Below are 21,631 nucleotides of genomic sequence, written 5' to 3' on the forward strand. Positions count from 1 at the left end.
TCCTCCTTATGGTATAATAAAATAAATAATATCATTTATAAACGATAATGGAGGTCGTCATGGACAATATCATCGATGTGTCAATTCCCGTTGCAGAAGTGGTGGACAAGCATCCAGAAGTCTTAGAGATTCTAGTGGAGTTGGGTTTTAAACCCCTTGCTAATCCCTTAATGCGCAATACAGTTGGTCGTAAAGTATCGCTCAAACAGGGTTCTAAGCTTGAAGGAACCCCTATGGACAAGATTGTCCGCACACTGGAAGCGAATGGTTACGAAGTGATTGGATTAGACTAATGGCAGATGAACGGATTCATATCCTACGGGATATTTTGTTAGAATTGCACAATGGCGCCTCTCCTGAGTCAGTTCAGGAGCGTTTTGATGCGACCTTTACTGGTGTGTCAGCCATCGAGATTTCCCTCATGGAGCACGAGCTGATGAACTCAGACTCAGGTGTTACCTTTGAAGATGTCATGGAGCTCTGTGATGTCCATGCCAATCTTTTTAAAAATGCTGTTAAGGGCGTCGAAGTGGAGGATACTGTACACCCTGGCCACCCAGTTCGCGTCTTCAAGGATGAAAATCTGGCTCTCCGTGCAGCTTTGATTCGCATTCGTAGATTGTTAGATACCTATGAGTCTGTGGAAGATGAAGAAATGCTTGCGGAGATGCGCAAGGGTTTGGTTCGTCAAATGGGGCTTTTGGGACAATTTGACATCCACTACCAGCGCAAGGAAGAGCTCTTCTTTCCTATCATGGAGCGCTATGGACACGATTCACCTCCTAAGGTCATGTGGGGAGTGGATGACCAGATTAGGGAACTCTTTCAAACAGCTCTAATGACAGCCAAGTCACTACCAGAAGTGTCAATTAGCACTGTAAAAGAAGATTTTGAAGCCTTTGCGACAGAGTTTGAAAGTATGATTTTCAAGGAAGAGTCCATCCTTCTCATGATTCTCCTTGAGTCCTTTACTCAGGATGACTGGCTTCAGATTGCGGAGGAGAGCGATGCCTATGGCTATGCCATTATCCGTCCGTCTGAGAAATGGGTGCCAGAACGTCAGCGCTTTGTTGAGGAAAAGAGCGCAGAGGAGCCGGTACAGCTAGAAACGGCAGAGGGTCAAGTTCAGCAAGTTATCGATACGCCAGAAGGGCAGTTTACCATTACCTTTACTCCTAAGGAAAAGGAAGCAGTGCTGGATCGCCATAGTCAACAGGCTTTTGGCAATGGCTATCTTTCAGTCGAGCAGGCCAATCTCATCCTCAATCACCTCCCTATGGAGATTACCTTTGTCAATAAAGACGACATTTTCCAGTATTACAATGACAATACGCCAGCTGACGAGATGATTTTCAAACGGACCCCGTCCCAAGTTGGGCGTAATGTCGAACTCTGCCATCCACCTAAGTACTTGGACAAGGTCAAGACTATCATGAAGGGACTTCGTGAGGGGACCAAGGACAAGTATGAAATGTGGTTCAAGTCGGAGTCGCGAGGCAAGTTTGTCCACATCACCTATGCCGCAGTACACGATGAAGACGGGGAATTCCAAGGAGTGTTGGAGTATGTTCAGGATATCCAACCCTACCGAGAGATTGATACGGACTATTTCCGTGGATTAGAATAAGGAGAATCAATGAGTTACGAACAGGAATTTATGAAGGAATTTGAAGCTTGGGTCAATACCCAGATCATGATCAATGACATGGCGCACAAGGAAAGTCAGAAGGTTTACGAAGAAGACCAAGACGAGCGTGCCAAAGATGCTATGATTCGTTACGAAAGCCGTTTGGATGCTTATCAGTTCTTGCTTGGAAAATTTGATAATTTCAAAGCAGGCAAGGGATTCCATGATTTGCCAGATGGCTTGTTTGGTGAGCGAAATTATTAAACGAGAAAGATTCTTGATTTTTTACTAAAATCTTGATAGAATATTTATATTAAATCCTTGTCAGAGCAGGGATTTTTTATTGAAAGGATTTTATCATGTCAAAGAAACTCAATCGTAAAAAACAATTACGAAATAGTCTCCGTCGCGCAGGTGCCTTTTCAAGTGCTGTGACTAAGGTTGTAGAAGAGACAAAGAAAGTCGTGAAACGTGCAGAACAGTCAGCAAGCCAAGCTGGTAAGGCTGTTTCTAAAAAAGTTGAACAAGCAGTAGAAGCTACCAAAGAGCAAGCTCAAAAAGTAGCTAATTCTGTAGAAGATTTTGCAGCAAACTTGGGTGGACTTCCACTTGATCGTGCTAAGACTTTCTATGATGAAGGCATCAAGTCTGCGTCAGATTTCAAAAACTGGACTGAAAAAGAACTCCTTGCCTTGAAAGGAATCGGCCCAGCTACCATCAAGAAATTGAAAGAAAACGGCATCAAGTTCAAGTAATCTTTCTTGTGCCTTGCATTTCCGTCAAAATCTTGCTACAATAGAGCCATTAGAGGTGTTTTGAATCCCACATTTTACAGAAAGTGGCGGTGCTGAGAAGTCCACAAATGTGTCAAAACTGGTTGCTAATGGATGAAAAATTGAAATAAAAGTGTCTTTTTGTTTTAAAGACGAGAGTTGCGGGCAACTGCCCGAAATTGGGTGGTACCGCGGATAAGCACATTCGTCCCTGTCATGTAGATGGCAGGGATTTTCTTTTGCGTCTTAGTCAAAGGGGGTTGTTATGAAGCAATCTTTTAAAACAAGTAAACTCTACTATGGATTTCCTATCTTCATTTTGGGGTATCAGGATCAGAATTTTGGACACAATATTACGACCTGTAGCTCCTCTTATAGCTTGGGAGATTGGCTAATCATCGGTGTCGGAGCTGAGGAAAATGCGGCAGAGCAAATCAAGCATTACCAGAAGTTTACTGTGAATATTCCTGATGAAAATCTCATGCTCGAGATGGAGCAGGCTGGTTTTATCACTCATCGAGAGAAATTGAAACACTTGGGGCTAGACTACGAGATTTCTGAACAGACTCAGTCTCCGATTTTAGAGGCTTGTCCAGTCGTGTTAGAATGTCAAGTTGATAGAATTATTGAGGAAGACGGTATTTGTCACATCTTTGCCAAGATTATCGAACGACTTTCTGATTCAGATTTCTTGGATGAGAAAGGGCATTTTAAAAATGACCGTTTTTCACCGACTTACTTTATGGGGGACGGTCACCAGCGCGTTTATCGCTATTTAGATAATCGTGTTGACCCTATGGGGAGCTTTATCAAGAAAGCGAGGAAGAAGGATGTCAAGAGCAACATTACCTGAACGAATCGCAACGGAGCGACTTATCCTACGAGTCCGTACAGTGGCGGATGCAGTGGATATCTTTGACTATGCCAGTCGGTCAGAAGTCTCCTATCCAGCAGGCTTTCCTCCAGTCAAGACCTTGGAAGATGAGGTTTACTATCTAGAGCATATCCTTCCCGAACGCAATCAAAAGGAAAATCTCCCAGCTGGCTATGGAATTGTCATCAAAGGAACCGATAAAGTCATTGGTTCTGTTGATTTCAACCATCGCCATGCGGATGATGTGCTAGAGATTGGCTATACCTTGCATCCAGACTATTGGGGTCGAGGCTATGTACCAGAAGCAGCGTTTGCCTTGATTGACTTAGCCTTTAAAGATTTGGGTCTTCACAAGATTGAACTGACTTGTTTTGGTTATAATGTCCAAAGTCAACGAGTCGCAGAAAAACTTGGATTTACCCTCGAAGCTCGAATCCGAGACCGTAAAGATGTTCAAGGAAACCGCTGTGACAGTCTGATATATGGCTTGCTGAAGAGTGAGTGGGAGGTGATTTGATGCATCTTTTCATCATTGGTGCTCCGGCTTCTGGAAAAATGACGATTGGTCAAGAACTATCTCGAATGACGAATGCTACCCTCTTTTATAACCATCAAGCCATTGATTTTGCACTAGAAATCTATCAGGACTTTACAGAGGAAATGTGGGAGTTTGTTCGAGGGATTACCTTTTCTTTCCTTGGAGCAAGTGCTAGGAATCAGCGATCTGTGATTTTAACAGACGTAATTGATTTTTCAAATCAGTACCAGCTACTGTATTTGAAGCAAATTCAGGATTTGTTGGATGACTACCATCAAGAGATTCTTTTTGTTGAGTTGGAAACAAGTCTTGAGGAGCGTTTACGTCGAAATCGAACGGAGAATCGATTAAAGCACAAACCCTTGAAACGACATATTGAGGTATCTGAAAGAGAAATTTTGGAGACAGCTGAAACACTTCAATTAAATTCCCAACTTCAACCGAATGAGCTGCATTACTACCTTAAAATAAATAATACGAATCTGTCTGCAGAAGAAGTTGCAAAGCAGATTCAAGAAAAAATGAAAACAATAGAGAAAGGACAAACACATGTCTAAAGAACTTTCACCTAAATACAATCCAGCCGAGGTTGAGGCTGGTCGTTACCAAAAATGGCTTGACGCTGATGTTTTTAAGCCTTCAGGCGATCAAAAGGCTAAGCCTTATTCCATCGTTATTCCACCACCAAACGTAACTGGTAAGCTTCACCTTGGTCACGCTTGGGATACGACTCTTCAAGATATCATCATCCGTCAAAAACGCATGCAAGGTTTTGACACGCTTTGGCTTCCTGGTATGGACCATGCTGGGATTGCAACTCAGGCTAAGGTAGAGGAGCGCTTGCGTGGTGAGGGTATTAGCCGTTATGACTTGGGTCGTGAAAAATTCCTAGAGAAAGTCTGGGAATGGAAAGACGAATATGCCACTACTATCAAGGAACAATGGGGCAAGATGGGGCTCTCAGTAGACTACTCTCGTGAGCGTTTCACTCTTGACGAAGGTTTGTCAAAAGCCGTTCGTAAGGTCTTTGTGGACCTTTACAAGAAAGGCTGGATCTACCGTGGTGAGTTTATCATCAACTGGGACCCAGCAGCTCGCACAGCCCTTTCTGATATCGAAGTTATCCACAAGGACGTAGAAGGTGCCTTCTACCACATGAACTATATGCTGGAAGACGGTTCACGCGCCCTTGAAGTTGCGACAACTCGTCCTGAGACGATGTTTGGGGACGTTGCGGTTGCGGTCAATCCAGAAGACCCACGCTACAAGGACTTGATTGGTAAAAACGTCATCCTTCCAATCGCTAATAAATTGATTCCAATCGTTGGGGACGAGCACGCAGATCCTGAGTTTGGTACGGGTGTCGTGAAAATCACGCCTGCTCACGATCCAAACGACTTCTTGGTTGGTCAACGCCATAACTTATCACAAGTTAACGTCATGAACGACGACGGAACCATGAATGACTTGGCCTTTGAATTTGCAGGGTTAGACCGTTTTGAAGCTCGTAAGGCAGTCGTGGCTAAGTTGGAAGAAATCGGTGCCCTTGTTAAAATCGAAAAACGTGTCCACAGTGTTGGTCACTCAGAACGTACAGGTGTCGTGGTTGAGCCACGCTTGTCTACTCAGTGGTTTGTCAAGATGGACCAATTGGCGAAAAATGCTATTGCCAACCAAGATACAGAGGACAAGGTAGAATTCTACCCACCTCGTTTCAACGATACCTTCCTTCAATGGATGGAAAATGTCCACGACTGGGTTATCTCACGTCAGCTCTGGTGGGGTCACCAAATCCCTGCTTGGTACAATGCTGAGGGTGAAATGTATGTCGGCGAAGAAGCACCTGAAGGTGACGGTTGGACTCAGGACGAAGATGTCTTGGATACGTGGTTCAGTTCTGCCCTTTGGCCATTCTCGACCATGGGCTGGCCTGATGTCGACTCAGAAGACTTCAAACGTTACTTCCCAACTTCAACCTTGGTAACAGGTTACGACATCATCTTCTTCTGGGTGTCTCGTATGATCTTCCAATCTTTGGAATTCACAGGACGCCAACCATTCCAAAATGTCCTTATCCACGGTCTCATCCGTGACGAGCAAGGACGCAAGATGTCTAAATCTCTCGGAAACGGGATTGATCCGATGGATGTCATCGAGAAATACGGTGCTGATGCCCTTCGTTGGTTCCTTTCAAACGGTTCTGCACCAGGGCAAGACGTCCGCTTCTCTTACGAGAAAATGGATGCTTCATGGAACTTCATCAACAAGATCTGGAACATCTCTCGCTACATCCTCATGAACAATGAAGGATTGACCCTTGAGCAAGCTACTGCCAATGTGGAAAAAGTTATCAACAAGGAAGCTGGAAATGTCACAGATCGCTGGATTCTCCACAACCTCAATGAAACCATCGGAAAAGCAACTGCTAACTTTGATAAGTTTGAGTTTGGTGTGGCTGGACATATCCTCTACAACTTCATCTGGGACGAGTTTGCGGACTGGTACGTTGAATTGACCAAGGAAGTCCTTTATAGCGACAACGAAGAAGAGAAAGTCATCACACGTTCTGTTCTCCTTTATACTTTGGATAAGATCCTTCGTCTCCTTCACCCAATCATGCCATTCGTGACAGAGGAAATCTTTGGACAAATTTCAGAAGGATCTATCGTTACAGCGGAATACCCAACTGTTAACCCAGCCTTTGAAGATCTTGCTGCTCACACAGGTGTGGAAAGTCTTAAAGACTTGATCCGTGCTGTTCGGAATGCGCGTGCAGAAGTAAACGTAGCACCAAGCAAGCCAATCACTATCCTTGTTAAGACAAGCGATAGCGACTTAGAAGCCTTCTTTAACAGTAATGTCAACTACATCAAACGCTTCACAAATCCAGAACACTTGGAAATCGCATCAACCATCCCTGCACCTGAACTCGCAATGTCAAGCGTCATCACAGGAGCAGAAATCTACTTGCCTCTCGCAGACCTCCTCAATGTCGAAGAAGAACTCGCTCGTCTCGACAAGGAACTGGCTAAATGGCAAAAAGAACTGGATATGGTCGGCAAGAAGCTCTCTAACGAACGCTTCGTAGCAAACGCCAAACCAGAAGTCGTCCAAAAAGAACGCGACAAACAAGCCGATTACCAAGCCAAGTACGATGCGACCGTAGCACGTATTGATGAGATGAAGAAGTTGGTGAAATAAGTAATTATATAAATATAATAAAACGCAGTGTAAAAACTGTGTTTTTTTGGTATAATGAAATCAATATCTATTGATGGAGAAAGTGATGTCGAAACACCCGCATTATGAATTGTTAAATTTAATTGGTTACGGTCTTGCCAAGTTTGATAAGCTTTTTATAAAAGAATTTCAGTGCTCTAGCAAGTCGGAGTTTTATCGCTATGTGGTGTCTCTTGGAATTGCTGAAACAACAGGAGTTGTAAAAAATAGAATGGATTTATTTGATCCTTATTTTGACAATAATCGAAAAGGTTGGTGGCAGAAAGCTGAAGTTTACCGTTTTCGTAAAGATTTAATTGATATGATGTTTGGAAATGAAGATGTTCATAGTTATGCTGAAATCGTTAAAATGTTACTTGCTAGTGAAGGCAAGCGAACAGGCATTACTACCATTGAAAAACCAATTATTCTAACTAAATTCAAACGTCTACAAGAAACTGGAATGGAAGCAGAAAATTATTTTATACTCAACTTTGATAAAGAAGAAAAATTTCAAGGTGGACAGTTAACTGATGCCCGTCTTTATGGTGATGGATATGATTTCCAAGTAGATGTTCATGAGCATTCCTACCTTGCAGAAGTTAAAGGGATTCGAAAACCTAAGGGACGTATTCGTTTGACTGCCAACGAATTTGAAAAAGCAAAAGAGTTTCAATCAGATTTTATTTTATCTCTGGTCACCAACCTAGATGATATTCCAAAGTTAGTGTTAATTGATAATCCTTTAAAACATTTTGAGTTTAAAAAGAATATTATAAAAAATGAAATCATTGAATATAGAAGCTTAGAAGATTTGTATTAGTTCCCCCTTAACCTTTGACTATTCTGCAAAATTATCGTAAAATAAAGAGTAAATGATAAAATGAGGTCAGAGTCTGTTCGCTCTGGCGATAGTAGTATAAATGAGGAGAAACGCTTTGGAATTAGAAGTATTTGCTGGGCAAGAAAAAAGTGAACTATCTATGATTGAGGTAGCGCGTGCTATCTTGGAACTTCGTGGTCGCGACCATGAGATGCATTTTAGCGATCTTGTAAACGAAATTCAAAACTACCTTGGAACATCAAACAGCGATATCCGCGAAGCCTTGCCTTTGTTCTACACAGAGTTGAACTTTGACGGTAGCTTCATCTCTCTTGGGGACAACAAATGGGGTCTTCGTTCATGGTATGGTGTGGACGAAATTGACGAAGAAATCATCGCTCTTGAAGAAAATGACGACGATGAAGTAGCACCAAAAGCTAAGAAAAAACGCGTCAATGCCTTCATGGATGGCGATTCAGATGCTATTGACTACAATGCAGATGATCCAGAAGACGAAGATGCATACGAAGCAGATCCAGCTCTTTCATACGATGATGAAAATCCAGATGATGAGAAAAATGAAGTGGAAGCTTACGATGCAGAAATCAACGAAATCGCTCCAGATGACTTGGGTGAAGATGTGGATCTCAACGAAGAAGACGACGAGTTTTCAGACGATGATTCTGAAAACACCGAGGAATAAAAGTTAGCTATTGACAATTTTCCTATTTTTAGGTATCATATTGTTCGGGCACCTCTTTTAGAGGTCGGGGCTCCCTAGTTATTAGGGAGCTATTTTTGTTTTTTCAAGAAGTTATCTTCTTGTATTTTATACTCAATGAAAATCAAAGAGCAAACTAGGAAACTAGCCGCAGGCTGTACTTGAGTACGGCAAGGCGACGTTGACGCGGTTTGAAGAGATTTTCGAAGAGTATTTGTTGTGAATCTGGTGCAGTAGTCCCAGATTATTCTTATTAGTAGGGTCTTGTTTTCTATGTCCCCTTGTAGTTGACAAGACCTTGAGCATTTTAGAAAGAGGAATCTATGTCTACGAAATATATTTTTGTAACTGGTGGTGTGGTATCGTCTATTGGGAAAGGGATTGTGGCAGCGAGTCTGGGCCGTCTCTTGAAAAATCGTGGTCTCAAAGTAACCATTCAAAAGTTTGACCCTTATATCAATATTGATCCGGGAACTATGAGTCCTTACCAGCACGGGGAAGTTTTTGTGACAGATGACGGAGCTGAGACAGATTTGGACTTGGGTCACTATGAACGTTTCATCGATATCAATCTTAACAAATATTCCAACGTGACAACTGGTAAAATTTACAGTGAAGTTCTTCGTAAGGAACGCCGTGGAGAATACCTTGGGGCAACTGTTCAGGTTATTCCTCATATCACAGATGCTTTGAAAGAAAAAATCAAGCGTGCCGCTCTAACGACCGACTCTGATGTCATTATCACAGAGGTCGGCGGAACTGTTGGGGATATCGAGTCCTTGCCATTCCTAGAGGCCCTTCGTCAGATGAAGGCAGATGTGGGTGCGGATAATGTCATGTATATCCATACAACCTTGCTGCCATACCTCAAGGCTGCTGGTGAAATGAAGACCAAACCAACTCAACACTCTGTAAAAGAATTGCGTGGACTGGGAATTCAACCAAATATGTTGGTTATTCGTACAGAAGAGCCAGCTGGTCAAGGAATTAAAAACAAACTGGCCCAGTTCTGTGATGTGGCACCAGAAGCCGTTATCGAGTCTTTAGACGTTGAACATCTTTACCAAATTCCATTGAACTTGCAGGCGCAAGGTATGGACCAAATTGTTTGTGACCATTTGAAATTAGACGCTCCAGTAGCGGATATGACAGAGTGGTCAGCTATGGTGGACAAGGTCATGAACCTCAAGAAACAAGTAAAAATTTCCCTTGTCGGTAAGTATGTAGAGTTGCAAGATGCCTACATCTCAGTGGTCGAAGCCTTGAAACACTCTGGTTATGCCAATGATGCAGAAGTTAAAATCAATTGGATCAATGCCAATGATGTGACAGCAGAGAATGTGGCAGAGCTCTTGTCTGATGCGGACGGAATCATCGTGCCAGGTGGTTTCGGTCAACGTGGTACTGAAGGGAAAATCCAAGCTATCCGCTATGCGCGTGAGAATGATGTTCCAATGTTGGGAGTCTGCTTGGGAATGCAGTTGACTTGTATCGAGTTTGCTCGTCACGTTTTGGGTCTTGAAGGTGCCAATTCTGCAGAGCTTGCACCAGAAACAAAATACCCTATCATTGATATCATGCGTGATCAGATTGATGTTGAGGATATGGGAGGAACCCTTCGTTTGGGACTTTATCCGTCTAAGTTGAAACGTGGCTCTAAGGCAGCAGCTGCTTATCACAATCAAGAAGTGGTGCAACGCCGTCACCGTCATCGTTATGAGTTTAACAACGCCTTCCGTGAGCAGTTTGAGGCAGCAGGTTTTGTCTTCTCAGGAGTTTCTCCGGACAATCGTTTGGTCGAAATCGTGGAAATTCCTGAAAATAAATTCTTTGTAGCGTGTCAGTATCACCCTGAACTTTCAAGTCGTCCAAACCGCCCAGAAGAACTCTACACTGCCTTTGTTACTGCAGCAGTTGAGAACAGCAATTAGCAAAATTCGAACCTTTGAGAACAATCTCAGAGGTTTTTAATCCATTCAGGAAAATCTTGCTAACTCAGGCGCTTGGCAATAAGAATCAGAAGTTCACTTTCCTCACCGAGGGAAGTGATTTTCCTTGCTCATATACTGCTTCCTCATTTGTCCTAAAGCCTTTTTTGTGTTAAAATGAATGGTATGAAAGCTAAAAAAATGTGGATGGCAGGTCTGGCTCTGCTTGGTATTGGGAGCCTTGCCCTTGCTACGAAAAAAGTTGCAGATGACCGTAAGCTCAGGAAGACTCAGGAAGAGTTGACAGCGATTGTACGAGACCATTTTTCAGACATGGGGGAAATTGCGACTCTCTATGTTCAAGTTTATGAAAGCAGTCTGGAGAGCTTAGTTGGTGGCGTCATTTTTGAGGATGGCCGTCATTATACCTTTGTCTATGAAAATGAAAACTTAGTCTATGAGGAGGAAGTCTTATGATACAACCAGCAAGTTTAGAAGAATTGGCATCTTTGGTGGAAAAAGAGGGCAAGAAGGTCTTTCTTTTTGTGGCAGACTGGTGTGGCGATTGTCGTTATATCTATCCTGCCTTACCAGAAATTGAGGAGACCAATCCAGAGTTCACCTTTATTCGAGTGGATAGAGACCAGTATATGGATTTGGCCAAACTCTGGGATGTATATGGAATTCCTAGCCTTGTTGTTCTAGAAAAGGACAAGGAAATCGGTCGTTTTGTCAATCGAGACCGTAAAAGCAAGCAACAAATCAACGACTTTTTAGCAGGACTGAAATAGGAGAAAAAGGAAACAATGATTTTTACATATAATAAAGAACATGTCGGTGATGTCCTTATGGTCATCGTGGAAAATAGCGGAGATGCCAAACTAGATGTGGAGCGCAAAGGTAAGGTAGCTCGAGTTTTCCTCAATGAAAATGGAGAAACAGTGGCGTGGAATATTTTCGAAGTTTCAAGTTTGTTTGAAATTGCAGAGCGCGGTCAAGTCTTTTTATCAGATGAACAGATCGCTCGTTTGAACCAAGAATTACAGGCGGAAGGCTTTGCAGAAGAAATTGTCAATGACAAGGAACCTAAGTTTGTTGTTGGTGAAATTGTCGAGATGGTAGCCCATCCAGATAGTGACCACCTCAACATCTGCCAAGTTGCAGTCGCAAGTGATAAGACTGTACAAATCGTTGCAGGGGCTCCTAATGCGCGTGTCGGGTTGAAAACCATTGTAGCCCTTCCTGGAGCAATGATGCCCAAAGGCAATCTTATTTTCCCAGGTGAGCTTCGTGGCGAAAAGAGTTTTGGCATGATGTGTAGCCCTCGTGAATTGTATCTGCCAAATGCTCCGCAAAAACGTGGTGTTATTGAATTATCAGAAGACCAAGTTGTTGGAACTCCATTTGACCCAGCCAAACACTGGACTGCCTAAGAAGTTGTTAATATCTGATAGACCAGCTAGAAGGAAATAAGATGGCAAAAAATGTTGTGATTACAGGAGCGACATCAGGAATTGGTGAAGCGATTGCGCGTGCTTATCTGGAGCAGGGTGAGAATATCGTTCTAACAGGACGACGGACAGACAGACTAGAAACCCTCAAGTCGGAGTTTGAAGAAACTTTTCCAAATCAAGTAGTTTGGACCTTTCCACTAGATGTGACGGATATGGCCATGGTGAAGACTGTCTGCTCCGATATTCTAGAAACGATAGGTCAGATTGATATTCTAGTCAACAATGCCGGACTGGCTCTAGGTTTAGCACCCTATCAGGACTATGAAGAGTTGGATATGTTGACAATGTTGGATATCAATGTTAAAGGTTTGATGGCAGTCACTCGCTGTTTCTTGCCAGCAATGGTAAAAGTCAATCAAGGACATATCATTAATATGGGGTCAACCGCAGGAATTTATGCCTATGCAGGTGCAGCAGTTTATTCAGCTACCAAGGCAGCGGTTAAGACCTTTTCAGATGGATTGCGAATTGATACCATCGCAACGGATATCAAGGTGACAACCATTCAGCCAGGGATTGTCGAAACAGATTTTTCTACAGTGCGTTTTCATGGTGACAAAGAGCGGGCTGCGACGGTTTATCAGGGAATCGAAGCCTTGCAGGCACCGGACATCGCCGACACAGTAGTCTATGTGACGAGTCAACCTCGTCGTGTGCAGATTACAGATATGATCATTATGGCAAATCAACAAGCGACAGGTTTCATGGTTCATAAAAAATAAAAAATTTTTTCTCGAAAAGTTACAAATTTCTGTAACTTTTTTTGATTTCCTACGAATAGATAAGTAGGAGGAAAAAATATGTATAATAAAGTTATCATGATTGGGCGTTTGACGTCTACACCAGAATTGCACAAAACCAACAATGACAAGTCAGTAGCGCGAGCGACTATTGCAGTCAACCGTCGTTACAAAGACCAAAACGGGGAACGCGAAGCTGACTTTGTCAATATGGTTTTATGGGGCAGACTAGCAGAAAGCTTGGCCAGCTACGCAACTAAAGGTAGTCTAATTTCAGTGGATGGAGAATTACGTACCCGTCGTTTTGAGAAAAATGGTCAGATGAACTACGTGACCGAAGTACTTGTTACTGGATTCCAACTCTTGGAAAGTCGTGCTCAACGTGCCATGCGTGAAAATAATGCAGGCCAAGATTTGACAGATTTGGTCTTGGAAGAGGAAGAATTACCATTTTAAACATTGAAAAGTCTGAGTTGGTCTCAGGCTTTTTATCTTGAGAAAGTCAGACTTTTTCCTTGACTATTTCTGACCAAGTGATACAATAGAACTATAAATTAGCACTCAGATATAAAGAGTGCTAATAATATGTAGTTCATCATGGAGGAAAACAGATGTTGAAACCATTAGGGGACCGTGTGGTCTTACAAGTAGAAGAAAAAGAACAAACTGTTGGAGGCTTTGTTCTTGCAGGTTCAGCCCAAGAAAAAACCAAAACAGCTCAAGTTGTGGCTACTGGACAAGGTGTTCGTACCTTGAACGGTGACTTGGTTGCTCCAAGTGTTAAGGCTGGAGATCGTGTCTTAGTTGAAGCCCACGCAGGTCTCGATGTCAAAGACGGCGATGAAAAGTACATCATCGTTGGCGAAGCGAACATCTTGGCTATCATTGAAGAATAGAAGGAGAAAGTAAGTATGTCAAAAGAAATTAAATTTTCATCAGATGCCCGTTCAGCTATGGTCCGTGGTGTCGATATCCTTGCAGATACTGTTAAAGTAACCTTGGGACCAAAAGGTCGTAATGTTGTTCTTGAAAAGTCATTCGGTTCACCCTTGATTACCAATGACGGTGTGACTATTGCCAAAGAAATCGAATTGGAAGACCATTTTGAAAATATGGGTGCCAAATTGGTATCAGAAGTAGCTTCAAAAACCAACGATATCGCAGGTGACGGAACGACAACTGCAACAGTCTTGACCCAAGCAATTGTCCGCGAAGGCATCAAAAACGTCACAGCAGGTGCGAATCCAATTGGTATCCGTCGTGGGATTGAAACAGCAGTTGCTGCAGCAGTTGAAGCCTTGAAAAACAACGCTATTCCTGTTGCCAACAAAGAAGCTATCGCTCAGGTTGCAGCCGTATCTTCTCGTTCTGAAAAAGTTGGTGAGTACATCTCTGAAGCCATGGAAAAAGTTGGCAAAGACGGAGTCATCACTATCGAAGAGTCACGTGGTATGGAAACAGAGCTTGAAGTCGTAGAAGGAATGCAGTTCGACCGTGGTTATCTTTCACAGTACATGGTGACAGATAGCGAAAAAATGGTGGCTGACCTTGAAAATCCATACATTTTGATTACTGATAAGAAGATTTCAAATATCCAAGAAATCTTGCCACTTCTAGAAAGCATTCTCCAAAGCAATCGTCCACTCTTGATTATTGCGGATGATGTGGATGGCGAAGCTCTTCCAACTCTTGTTTTGAACAAGATTCGTGGAACCTTCAACGTAGTAGCAGTTAAGGCACCTGGTTTTGGTGACCGTCGCAAAGCCATGCTTGAAGACATTGCCATCTTAACAGGCGGAACAGTTATCACAGAAGACCTTGGTCTTGAGTTGAAAGATGCTACAATTGAAGCACTTGGTCAAGCAGCGAGAGTAACTGTGGATAAAGATAGCACTGTTATCGTAGAAGGTGCTGGAAATCCTGAAGCGATTTCTCACCGTGTTGCGGTTATCAAGTCTCAAATCGAAACCACAACTTCTGAGTTTGACCGTGAAAAATTACAAGAACGCTTGGCGAAATTGTCAGGTGGTGTAGCGGTTATTAAGGTCGGAGCCGCTACTGAAACTGAGTTGAAAGAAATGAAACTCCGCATTGAAGATGCCCTCAACGCTACTCGTGCAGCTGTTGAAGAAGGAATCGTTGCAGGTGGTGGAACAGCCCTTGTAAATGTGATTCCAGCCGTGGCTGATTTGGAATTGACAGGAGACGAAGCAACGGGCCGCAATATTGTTCTCCGCGCCTTGGAAGAACCTGTTCGTCAAATCGCACACAATGCAGGATTTGAAGGGTCTATCGTTATCGATCGTTTGAAAAATGCCGAGCTTGGTACAGGTTTCAACGCAGCAACTGGTGAATGGGTCAACATGATTGATCAAGGGATTATCGACCCAGTTAAAGTGAGTCGTTCAGCTCTACAAAATGCAGCATCTGTAGCCAGCTTGATTTTGACAACGGAAGCAGTCGTAGCCAATAAACCAGAACCAGTAGCTCCGGCTCCAGCAATGGATTCAAGCATGATGGGCGGTATGATGTAAGCTTTCTATAGAAAACAATTTATAAAAAACACAAAAGGAGGGAATGGCTATTCCTCCTTTTTATGCTATTCACTTCTAAATTGATTTGAGCTCTCCTAACTTATATGATAAAATAAGACTAGAAAAAGGAGAAGAACATGATCGATGTAGAAGAAATTCTGAGCAAGATGAACCCCAATCAGAAGATTAATTATGACCGTGTCATGCAGAAAATGGTACAAGTATGGGAGAAAAATGAGCAACGTCCAACTATTCTCATGCACGTTTGCTGTGCCCCTTGTAGTACCTATACACTAGAATATTTGACCAAGTATGCAGATGTGACCATCTATTTTGCCAATTCTAATATCCATCCCAAGGCAGAATACCACAAGCGGGCTTACGTCACCAAGAAATTTGTCAGTGATTTCAATGAGCGAACAGGAAATACGGTTCAGTACCTAGAAGCTCCCTACGAACCAAATGAATACCGTAAGTTAGTCAGAGGACTGGAAGAAGAGCCTGAAGGTGGTGACCGTTGTAAGGTTTGCTTTGACTACCGCCTGGATAAGACAGCGCAAGTGGCTATGGATTTAGGTTTTGACTATTTTGGCTCAGCCTTGACCATCAGTCCTCATAAGAATTCTCAAACCATTAACAGCATCGGAATCGATGTGCAAAAAATTTATACAACCCTTTATCTTCCAAGTGATTTCAAGAAAAATCAGGGCTACAAACGTTCAGTAGAGATGTGTGAAGAGTATGATATCTACCGTCAATGTTATTGTGGATGCGTCTATGCAGCCCAGGCTCAGAATATTGACCTTGTTCAGGTTAAGAAAGATGCTACAGCTTTCTTGCTGGATAAGGATGTTGAAAAAGACTATTCTCATATTAAATTTACTGTTACGAAATTAGATATATAAATGAAAACTTGCCTCAAAGTAGTTTTTTTGCTAGTAGAAAAGCGATAGACAGAAATTGTTGGACCAATCTTTGAATTTCTAGTCCAAGGCTTGTGAGTCTTCAACAAGCCTTGGATTCTTAAAAAAATGAAGTTTTGCTCAAAAGAGCTTTTTAAATTAAAACGAGCAATTATCAGTTCAAATCTGTTTCAAAAGAAGAACGGATAAATTAATCCATGCTTTGTTTTTGAGTTAGGAAGTTAAGCATGCCAAACTGAGTCGTAGGAATAAATTTCTTTATAGAAATGTGTTACAACGTTGCTATAACGAAATATTCCTTTTTTGCATTTATACAACTTATTTAACACTATCTTTATTCTTGTGATATAATGTCAAATTATAGAGTGGAGGTCATTTAAAATGATTGATAAAGTAATTGAACAATATAAAAGTCATGATAATCTTGATATTCGAGTAGAATTGCATAAGAAGTATTCAAAAAATAAATTGGGATTTAATAATTGGATATTTTCTAACTACCAAATCACTGATGAAGTAAAGGTTCTAGAATTGGGATGTGGTACAGGAGAACTGTGGAAAAGTAATAGTGATTCTATAGATAAAACGAAGCAGTTGGTTGTTACAGATTTTTCTAAAGATATGGTAAAAACAACGAAGTCAGTAATTGGAAATAGAGACAATGTCAACTATAAGATAATGGATATTCAAAAGATTTCTTTTGAGAATGAAACGTTTGATATTGTTATTGCTAATATGCTTTTACATCATGTGAATGATATTCCTAAAGCTCTCTCTGAGGTGAATAGGGTCTTAAAAACAGGAGGAATTTTTTACTGTGCTACATTTGGTGAAAAAGGAGTTGTAAATTATTTGGCAAGTTTATTTAAAGATGAGGTTAATCAAGATTTAGAAAATAAAACGTTTACTTTACAAAATGGTAAAAGGTACCTGAGTAGGTATTTTAACTCTATCGATACATTACTCTATGACGATGAGTTACAGGTGACAAGTATAGATGATCTTGTTCAATATATTCAATCCTTGAAAGGAATTTCTGGAATAGGTTCACTAGAAGAGGAAATAATACGTAAAAGATTGGAAAGTGAGTTTAATAATGATATGTTGATCATTCCTAAAGAATATGGTATGTTTATCGCTCGAAAAGAAAGTTAAGGGAACGAAAGTGTGAAAAATTATGGAGAAGCTTTTCGATATTTTAGAAAATTAAACGGATATTCTTTAGAGTATGCTGCAGCTGATTCTATATCAAAATCTCAACTTTCTAGATTTGAAAGAGGAGAAAATGAAATTTCTCTTTCAACGTTCTTTAAATTATTGTCAAATATCAATGTTTCGATAGAGAATTTTTGTAATTACTTAGAACATTATAAAAGATCGGAGTTTGATGATTTTTTGGTTAACTTATCTCCAAATTTTTATAGTTTGAATACTAAAGGATTGGAGGAAATAAAAAATGAGCAACAAAAACTTTTTGAGAAGAGTGGAGAAAAAACTCATAAAATAAATACAATTATGGTTCAGGGATTATTAAATCGGATAGATTGTAATTATGTAGTTAGTAGAGATGATCTAAATTTAGTATATGACTATTTATTTCAGAAGGAACGATGGGAGTCTTATGAGATAACATTGATTGGTAATTTATATCATCTTTTTGAAATAGATTATATTTACAGGGTCGGAAAAGAAATACTAGAGCGTACACATTATTACGAAAAAATCGGTAAGAATAGAAATTTAGTTGTGTCAGCTTGTTTAAATTTTTGGTTCTGTTGCCTTGAAAATTCACATCTAATATATGCAGACTACTTTGAAATGAAATTAAAGAAATTATTAAAAGATGACACAAAAGTTTTTGAAAAATCTACATTCAAATTTGTAGAAGGATATAAAATATACCTGACTGAATCTAAAGAATCTGGAATTAAACAAATGAACAATGTCATAAAATATTTTGAGTTTATTGAATCTAAAAGTATTGCTTTATATTTTCAAAAACGATTAAATGAGTTGGTAGATTAAATAGCATTTTCTCTGTAAAGATATTATTTTTAAAATGTTGTGCTAAATGATTGATGCTAGGTGGAAATACCAAAAATAAATTATTTGATACGAAGTTGACCTGTATTTTTATACTAATCATCTCCGTATTTTTGTATTAAACGATATAAGTTTGTTGTAAACTTACAAGGAATAAAGACATTAAAAAATAACAGTATATCTATTTGTTTTATATATTTTACGAATTCTGCATAAATCTCTTTCTAGTAATGTGTTGTAACTCTGCTATAATGGATTTATTCCTTTTTGTGTTTACACAATTTATTTTACACTACCAAAAAATAAGGTCAGGATTTTGTTCCTGACCTTTGACAACTTTACCGATTCTTTAGTTCTACATAGCGCTTGTACCAAATGTTTACATAGGCTTCTGAGAAAGGCCCACGTCCATTGTTAATCCAATCAACAAGAATTTTGACATGTTCTTTTAAAATATAGTCCAAGTCATCAGAATAATTCATTTTGCGTTTGTGACGCTCATACTCCTCAACGTCCAAGAGACGTTTTTCCCCATCTGTAAAAATTTTAACATCCAAATCGTAATCAATATACTTCAGTGCTTCTTCATCCAGATAGTAGGGGCTAGCCATATTGCAATAGTAGGAAATTCCGTTATCACGAATCATGGCAATGATATTAAACCAATATTTCTTGTGAAAGTAAACAATAGCCGGTTCTCGAGTGACCCAACGACGACCATCACTTTCGGTAACCAGTGTATGATCGTTGACACCAATAATGGCGTTTTCTGTTGTTTTTAGTACCATGGTGTCCCGCCAAGTTCGGTGGAGACTCCCATCATGCTTATAACTTTGAATTGTAATAAAGTCGCCTTCTTTTGGAAGCTTCATAACTAACCAACTTTCTACAATTTATAAGTTTATCGTTTACTATTGTACCATAAAATTACCTAAAATCTGTGAATTTTACATGAAAATATTAAAGATATTCTCTGAGAGCGCTTGCTATATCCGAAAAATCGTAGCCCTTTCGTGCTAAAACTTGGGTTAAACGCTGTTTAAGTTCGTATCCTTCATATTTTCGGGCATACTTGGCATATTGCTTATCAAGTTCCTTGAAGATGAGTTCCTGAGTCGTTTCTTGGTCAACTTGACTATCCAACTGGTCAAAGGCACTTTTAGCATCAGAATAGGAAAACCCCTTGTTGGTCAGATTTTGTATAATCTTATCCTGCAAAGCACGAGCAGGAAGCATTCCCTCATATTTTTTCAATAGTTTATTAGATACACGTTGAGCAACTTCAGAAAAATCAAATTCTTTCAAGTTCTCTTCTATAGTAGATTTTGAAATCCCTTTTTGTGTTAGTTTCTGAGTCAGTACATAAGGCCCCTTGTCTCCTGAAAGTTGATTGGCATTGATGATAGCATAAGCGTACTGAGCATCATTAATCCACTTATCTTCTTTAAGATTAATAATGACTTGAGAAACTGTTTTTGCATCAATATCGTATTTTTTTAGATATTCTCTGACCTCTTTTTCAGTGCGTGCTTTAAAGGATAAATGGTAGAGGGCCAGATTCTTACCATAAGAAAATTGGGCAAAGTCCTGAATCTCTTTCAATTCTTCTTGGCTTATCACCTTATCTCTTGATAACATAAAACGAACAATTGTATCTTCAGTAATGTAGCATTTGTCGTCATTATCAAGCTCCATCAGATAGAGTCTTTTTTTCTTTTCAAGTTTTGTGATTTTCATAGTTCTATTATAACTCAAAATGTGATAAGATAGGGGTATGAATCTGAAAGTGAAACAAAAAATACCATTAAAAATCAAGCGCATGGGAATTAATGGTGAGGGAATCGGCTTTTATCAAAAAACATTAGTCTTTGTGCCTGGTGCTCTCAAAGGAGAAGATATCTATTGTCAGATTACTTCTATTAAACGTAACTTTGTTGAGGCAAAATTACTGAAGGTCAACAAGAAGTCTAAATTCCGTGTTGTGCCAGCATGTACTATTTACAATGAGTGCGGAGGCTGCCAAATCATGCACCTGCATTATGATAAGCAGCTGGAGTTCAAGACGGACTTACTTCATCAAGCGCTGAAAAAATTTGCTCCTGCAGGATATGAAAACTATGAAATCCGTCCAACTATTGGAATGCAGGAACCAAAGTACTACCGTGCTAAGTTACAATTTCAGACTCGAAAATTTAAGAATCAGGTCAAGGCGGGATTATATGCACAAAACTCTCACTATTTAGTAGAGTTGAAAGACTGCCTGGTACAAGACAAGGAAACCCAAGTGATTGCTAATCGTCTAGCAGAATTACTTACTTATCACCAGATTCCAATCACGGATGAGAGAAAAGTTCTAGGTGTTAGAACTATAATGGTTCGACGAGCAAGAAAGACTGGACAGGTTCAGATTATTATTGTTACAAACCGCCAGCTTAATTTAACCTTGCTGGTAAAAGATTTAATTAAAGATTTTCCAGAGGTTGTGACAGTAGCTGTGAATACAAATACAGCTAAAACCAGTGAGATTTATGGTGAAAAGACAGAGATTATCTGGGGAGAAGAGAGTATTCAAGAAGGTGTTCTTGATTATGAATTTTCACTATCCCCTCGAGCATTCTATCAACTAAATCCTGAACAAACAGAAGTCCTCTATAGCGAGGCGGTAAAAGCGTTGGATGTTAGTAAAGAAGACCATTTGATTGACGCTTATTGTGGAGTTGGAACGATTGGATTTGCCTTCGCAAAGAAAGTTAAAACACTCAGAGGTATGGATATTATTCCAGAAGCCATTGAAGATGCCAAGCGAAATGCTAAAAGAATGGGATTTGACAACACACATTACGAAGCTGGAACAGCAGAGGAGATTATTCCTCGCTGGTATAAGGAAGGCTACCGAGCAGATGCTCTGATTGTGGATCCACCACGTACAGGTCTGGACGATAAGTTATTAGATACTATTCTTACCTATGTACCAGAAAAAATGGTCTATATTTCTTGCAATGTTTCGACCTTGGCTCGTGATTTGGTACGTTTAGTAGAAGTCTATGATCTCCATTATATCCAGTCGGTCGATATGTTCCCACATACAGCTCGAACGGAAGCTGTTGTAAAATTAATAAAAAAAGATAAAAAAAGTAGTTGACAAGTCTGAAAAAGTCTGTATAATAGTAAGAGTTGAAAACAACTCAGGTCCGTTGGTCAAGGGGTTAAGACACCGCCTTTTCACGGCGGTAACACGGGTTCGAATCCCGTACGGACTATGGTATGTTGCGGCTGGAACACTTGATGAAAAAAGTTCAAAAAAGTTTCAAAAAAGTGTTGACAAGCGAAAGCGACTGTGATATACTAATATAGTTGTCACTTGAGAGAAGCAA

Annotated in this window: 24 protein-coding genes and 1 tRNA gene; 23 read left to right on the top strand and 2 right to left on the bottom strand. The window is 40.4% G+C overall.

All coding sequences use genetic code 11. The annotated features are described in order from the left end of the window. Positions 1-59: 59 nt before the first annotated feature. The 21 genes from B7698_RS01975 (at position 60) to B7698_RS02080 (ending at position 18,239) form a co-directional block, all read left to right on the top strand. A complete protein-coding gene (locus B7698_RS01975; protein ID WP_000368739.1) occupies positions 60-293 on the top strand; it encodes a DUF1858 domain-containing protein in 234 nt (77 codons plus the stop codon). Continuing rightward, positions 293-1,627: a DUF438 domain-containing protein gene (locus B7698_RS01980; RefSeq protein ID WP_084864474.1), complete on the top strand. Its 1,335-nt coding sequence runs from the start codon at positions 293-295 to the stop codon at positions 1,625-1,627. Before B7698_RS01975 ends, B7698_RS01980 begins: the two co-directional genes overlap by 1 nt. A 9-nt stretch (positions 1,628-1,636) precedes the next feature. Then, entirely contained in the window at positions 1,637-1,891 is a 255-nt protein-coding gene (locus tag B7698_RS01985; RefSeq protein ID WP_000119705.1) for a DUF1912 family protein, read from the top strand. Positions 1,892-1,986: 95 nt separating this feature from the next. Next, positions 1,987-2,382 carry a helix-hairpin-helix domain-containing protein gene (locus B7698_RS01990; protein WP_084864475.1) on the top strand — a complete coding sequence of 132 codons (396 nt, stop codon included), beginning with the start codon at positions 1,987-1,989 and terminating at the stop codon, positions 2,380-2,382. 283 nt (positions 2,383-2,665) lie between these two features. After that, complete coding sequence (locus B7698_RS01995) at positions 2,666-3,253, top strand: flavin reductase family protein (RefSeq protein WP_084864476.1); 588 nt, start codon at positions 2,666-2,668, stop codon at positions 3,251-3,253. Next, positions 3,231-3,791 (top strand): GNAT family N-acetyltransferase, encoded by a 561-nt coding sequence (locus B7698_RS02000; protein WP_084864477.1) that lies wholly within the window; start codon positions 3,231-3,233, stop codon positions 3,789-3,791. The genes B7698_RS01995 and B7698_RS02000 overlap by 23 nt, the downstream gene beginning before the upstream one ends. Then, on the top strand, positions 3,791-4,369 hold the full coding sequence (locus B7698_RS02005; RefSeq protein ID WP_084864478.1) for an AAA family ATPase: 579 nt from the start codon (positions 3,791-3,793) through the stop codon (positions 4,367-4,369). Before B7698_RS02000 ends, B7698_RS02005 begins: the two co-directional genes overlap by 1 nt. Then, the gene (locus B7698_RS02010) at positions 4,362-7,013 is read left to right on the top strand and encodes a valine--tRNA ligase (RefSeq protein WP_084864479.1); all 2,652 of its coding nucleotides are present in this window, start codon (positions 4,362-4,364) and stop codon (positions 7,011-7,013) included. The genes B7698_RS02005 and B7698_RS02010 overlap by 8 nt, the downstream gene beginning before the upstream one ends. Positions 7,014-7,098: 85 nt before the next feature. Beyond that, positions 7,099-7,854, top strand: a complete 756-nt coding sequence (locus B7698_RS02015) for a protein NO VEIN domain-containing protein (RefSeq protein WP_192855085.1) — start codon at positions 7,099-7,101, stop codon at positions 7,852-7,854. Between the two features lie 115 nt (positions 7,855-7,969). Beyond that, complete coding sequence (gene rpoE / locus B7698_RS02020) at positions 7,970-8,557, top strand: DNA-directed RNA polymerase subunit delta (protein ID WP_045612819.1); 588 nt, start codon at positions 7,970-7,972, stop codon at positions 8,555-8,557. Between the two features lie 341 nt (positions 8,558-8,898). Continuing rightward, positions 8,899-10,506 carry a CTP synthase gene (locus B7698_RS02025; protein ID WP_000105246.1) on the top strand — a complete coding sequence of 536 codons (1,608 nt, stop codon included), beginning with the start codon at positions 8,899-8,901 and terminating at the stop codon, positions 10,504-10,506. A gap of 174 nt (positions 10,507-10,680) precedes the next feature. Beyond that, complete coding sequence (locus B7698_RS02030; RefSeq protein WP_084864481.1) at positions 10,681-10,980, top strand: DUF4651 domain-containing protein; 300 nt, start codon at positions 10,681-10,683, stop codon at positions 10,978-10,980. Continuing rightward, the gene (locus B7698_RS02035) at positions 10,977-11,294 is read left to right on the top strand and encodes a thioredoxin family protein (RefSeq protein ID WP_000615781.1); all 318 of its coding nucleotides are present in this window, start codon (positions 10,977-10,979) and stop codon (positions 11,292-11,294) included. Before B7698_RS02030 ends, B7698_RS02035 begins: the two co-directional genes overlap by 4 nt. Positions 11,295-11,309: 15 nt before the next feature. Next, entirely contained in the window at positions 11,310-11,936 is a 627-nt protein-coding gene (gene ytpR / locus B7698_RS02040) for a YtpR family tRNA-binding protein (RefSeq protein WP_084864482.1), read from the top strand. 41 nt (positions 11,937-11,977) lie between these two features. Next, positions 11,978-12,739, top strand: a complete 762-nt coding sequence (locus tag B7698_RS02045) for an SDR family NAD(P)-dependent oxidoreductase (RefSeq protein WP_084864483.1) — start codon at positions 11,978-11,980, stop codon at positions 12,737-12,739. 78 nt (positions 12,740-12,817) lie between these two features. Continuing rightward, positions 12,818-13,213, top strand: a complete 396-nt coding sequence (locus B7698_RS02050) for a single-stranded DNA-binding protein (protein ID WP_084864484.1) — start codon at positions 12,818-12,820, stop codon at positions 13,211-13,213. Between the two features lie 155 nt (positions 13,214-13,368). Beyond that, positions 13,369-13,653, top strand: coding sequence for a co-chaperone GroES (gene groES, locus B7698_RS02055; RefSeq protein ID WP_084864485.1), 285 nt, complete (start codon positions 13,369-13,371; stop codon positions 13,651-13,653). Between the two features lie 15 nt (positions 13,654-13,668). Then, positions 13,669-15,291 (top strand): chaperonin GroEL, encoded by a 1,623-nt coding sequence (gene groL, locus B7698_RS02060; protein ID WP_084864486.1) that lies wholly within the window; start codon positions 13,669-13,671, stop codon positions 15,289-15,291. A 137-nt stretch (positions 15,292-15,428) separates the two neighbouring features. After that, on the top strand, positions 15,429-16,196 hold the full coding sequence (locus tag B7698_RS02065) for an epoxyqueuosine reductase QueH (RefSeq protein WP_084864487.1): 768 nt from the start codon (positions 15,429-15,431) through the stop codon (positions 16,194-16,196). 399 nt (positions 16,197-16,595) lie between these two features. Then, entirely contained in the window at positions 16,596-17,369 is a 774-nt protein-coding gene (locus B7698_RS02075; RefSeq protein WP_084864488.1) for a class I SAM-dependent methyltransferase, read from the top strand. A 12-nt stretch (positions 17,370-17,381) separates the two neighbouring features. Beyond that, on the top strand, positions 17,382-18,239 hold the full coding sequence (locus B7698_RS02080) for an Rgg/GadR/MutR family transcriptional regulator (RefSeq protein WP_084864489.1): 858 nt from the start codon (positions 17,382-17,384) through the stop codon (positions 18,237-18,239). 356 nt (positions 18,240-18,595) lie between these two features. Here B7698_RS02080 and ntdP read toward each other — a convergent pair whose 3' ends face one another. Both ntdP and recX read right to left on the bottom strand, forming a co-directional pair. Continuing rightward, entirely contained in the window at positions 18,596-19,129 is a 534-nt protein-coding gene (gene ntdP, locus B7698_RS02085; protein WP_000775316.1) for a nucleoside tri-diphosphate phosphatase, read from the bottom strand. Positions 19,130-19,217: 88 nt separating this feature from the next. Then, entirely contained in the window at positions 19,218-19,994 is a 777-nt protein-coding gene (recX, locus tag B7698_RS02090) for a recombination regulator RecX (protein ID WP_084864490.1), read from the bottom strand. Between the two features lie 37 nt (positions 19,995-20,031). Here recX and rlmD point away from each other — a divergent pair, with 37 nt between their 5' ends. Both rlmD and B7698_RS02100 read left to right on the top strand, forming a co-directional pair. Further along, entirely contained in the window at positions 20,032-21,399 is a 1,368-nt protein-coding gene (rlmD, locus tag B7698_RS02095; RefSeq protein WP_084864491.1) for a 23S rRNA (uracil(1939)-C(5))-methyltransferase RlmD, read from the top strand. A 46-nt stretch (positions 21,400-21,445) separates the two neighbouring features. Then, a tRNA-Glu gene (locus B7698_RS02100) sits at positions 21,446-21,517 on the top strand. The last annotated feature ends 114 nt before the right edge of the window (positions 21,518-21,631 follow it).

This window comes from Streptococcus mitis (assembly GCF_002096855.1).
GTDB classification, from domain to species: domain Bacteria; phylum Bacillota; class Bacilli; order Lactobacillales; family Streptococcaceae; genus Streptococcus; species Streptococcus mitis_Y.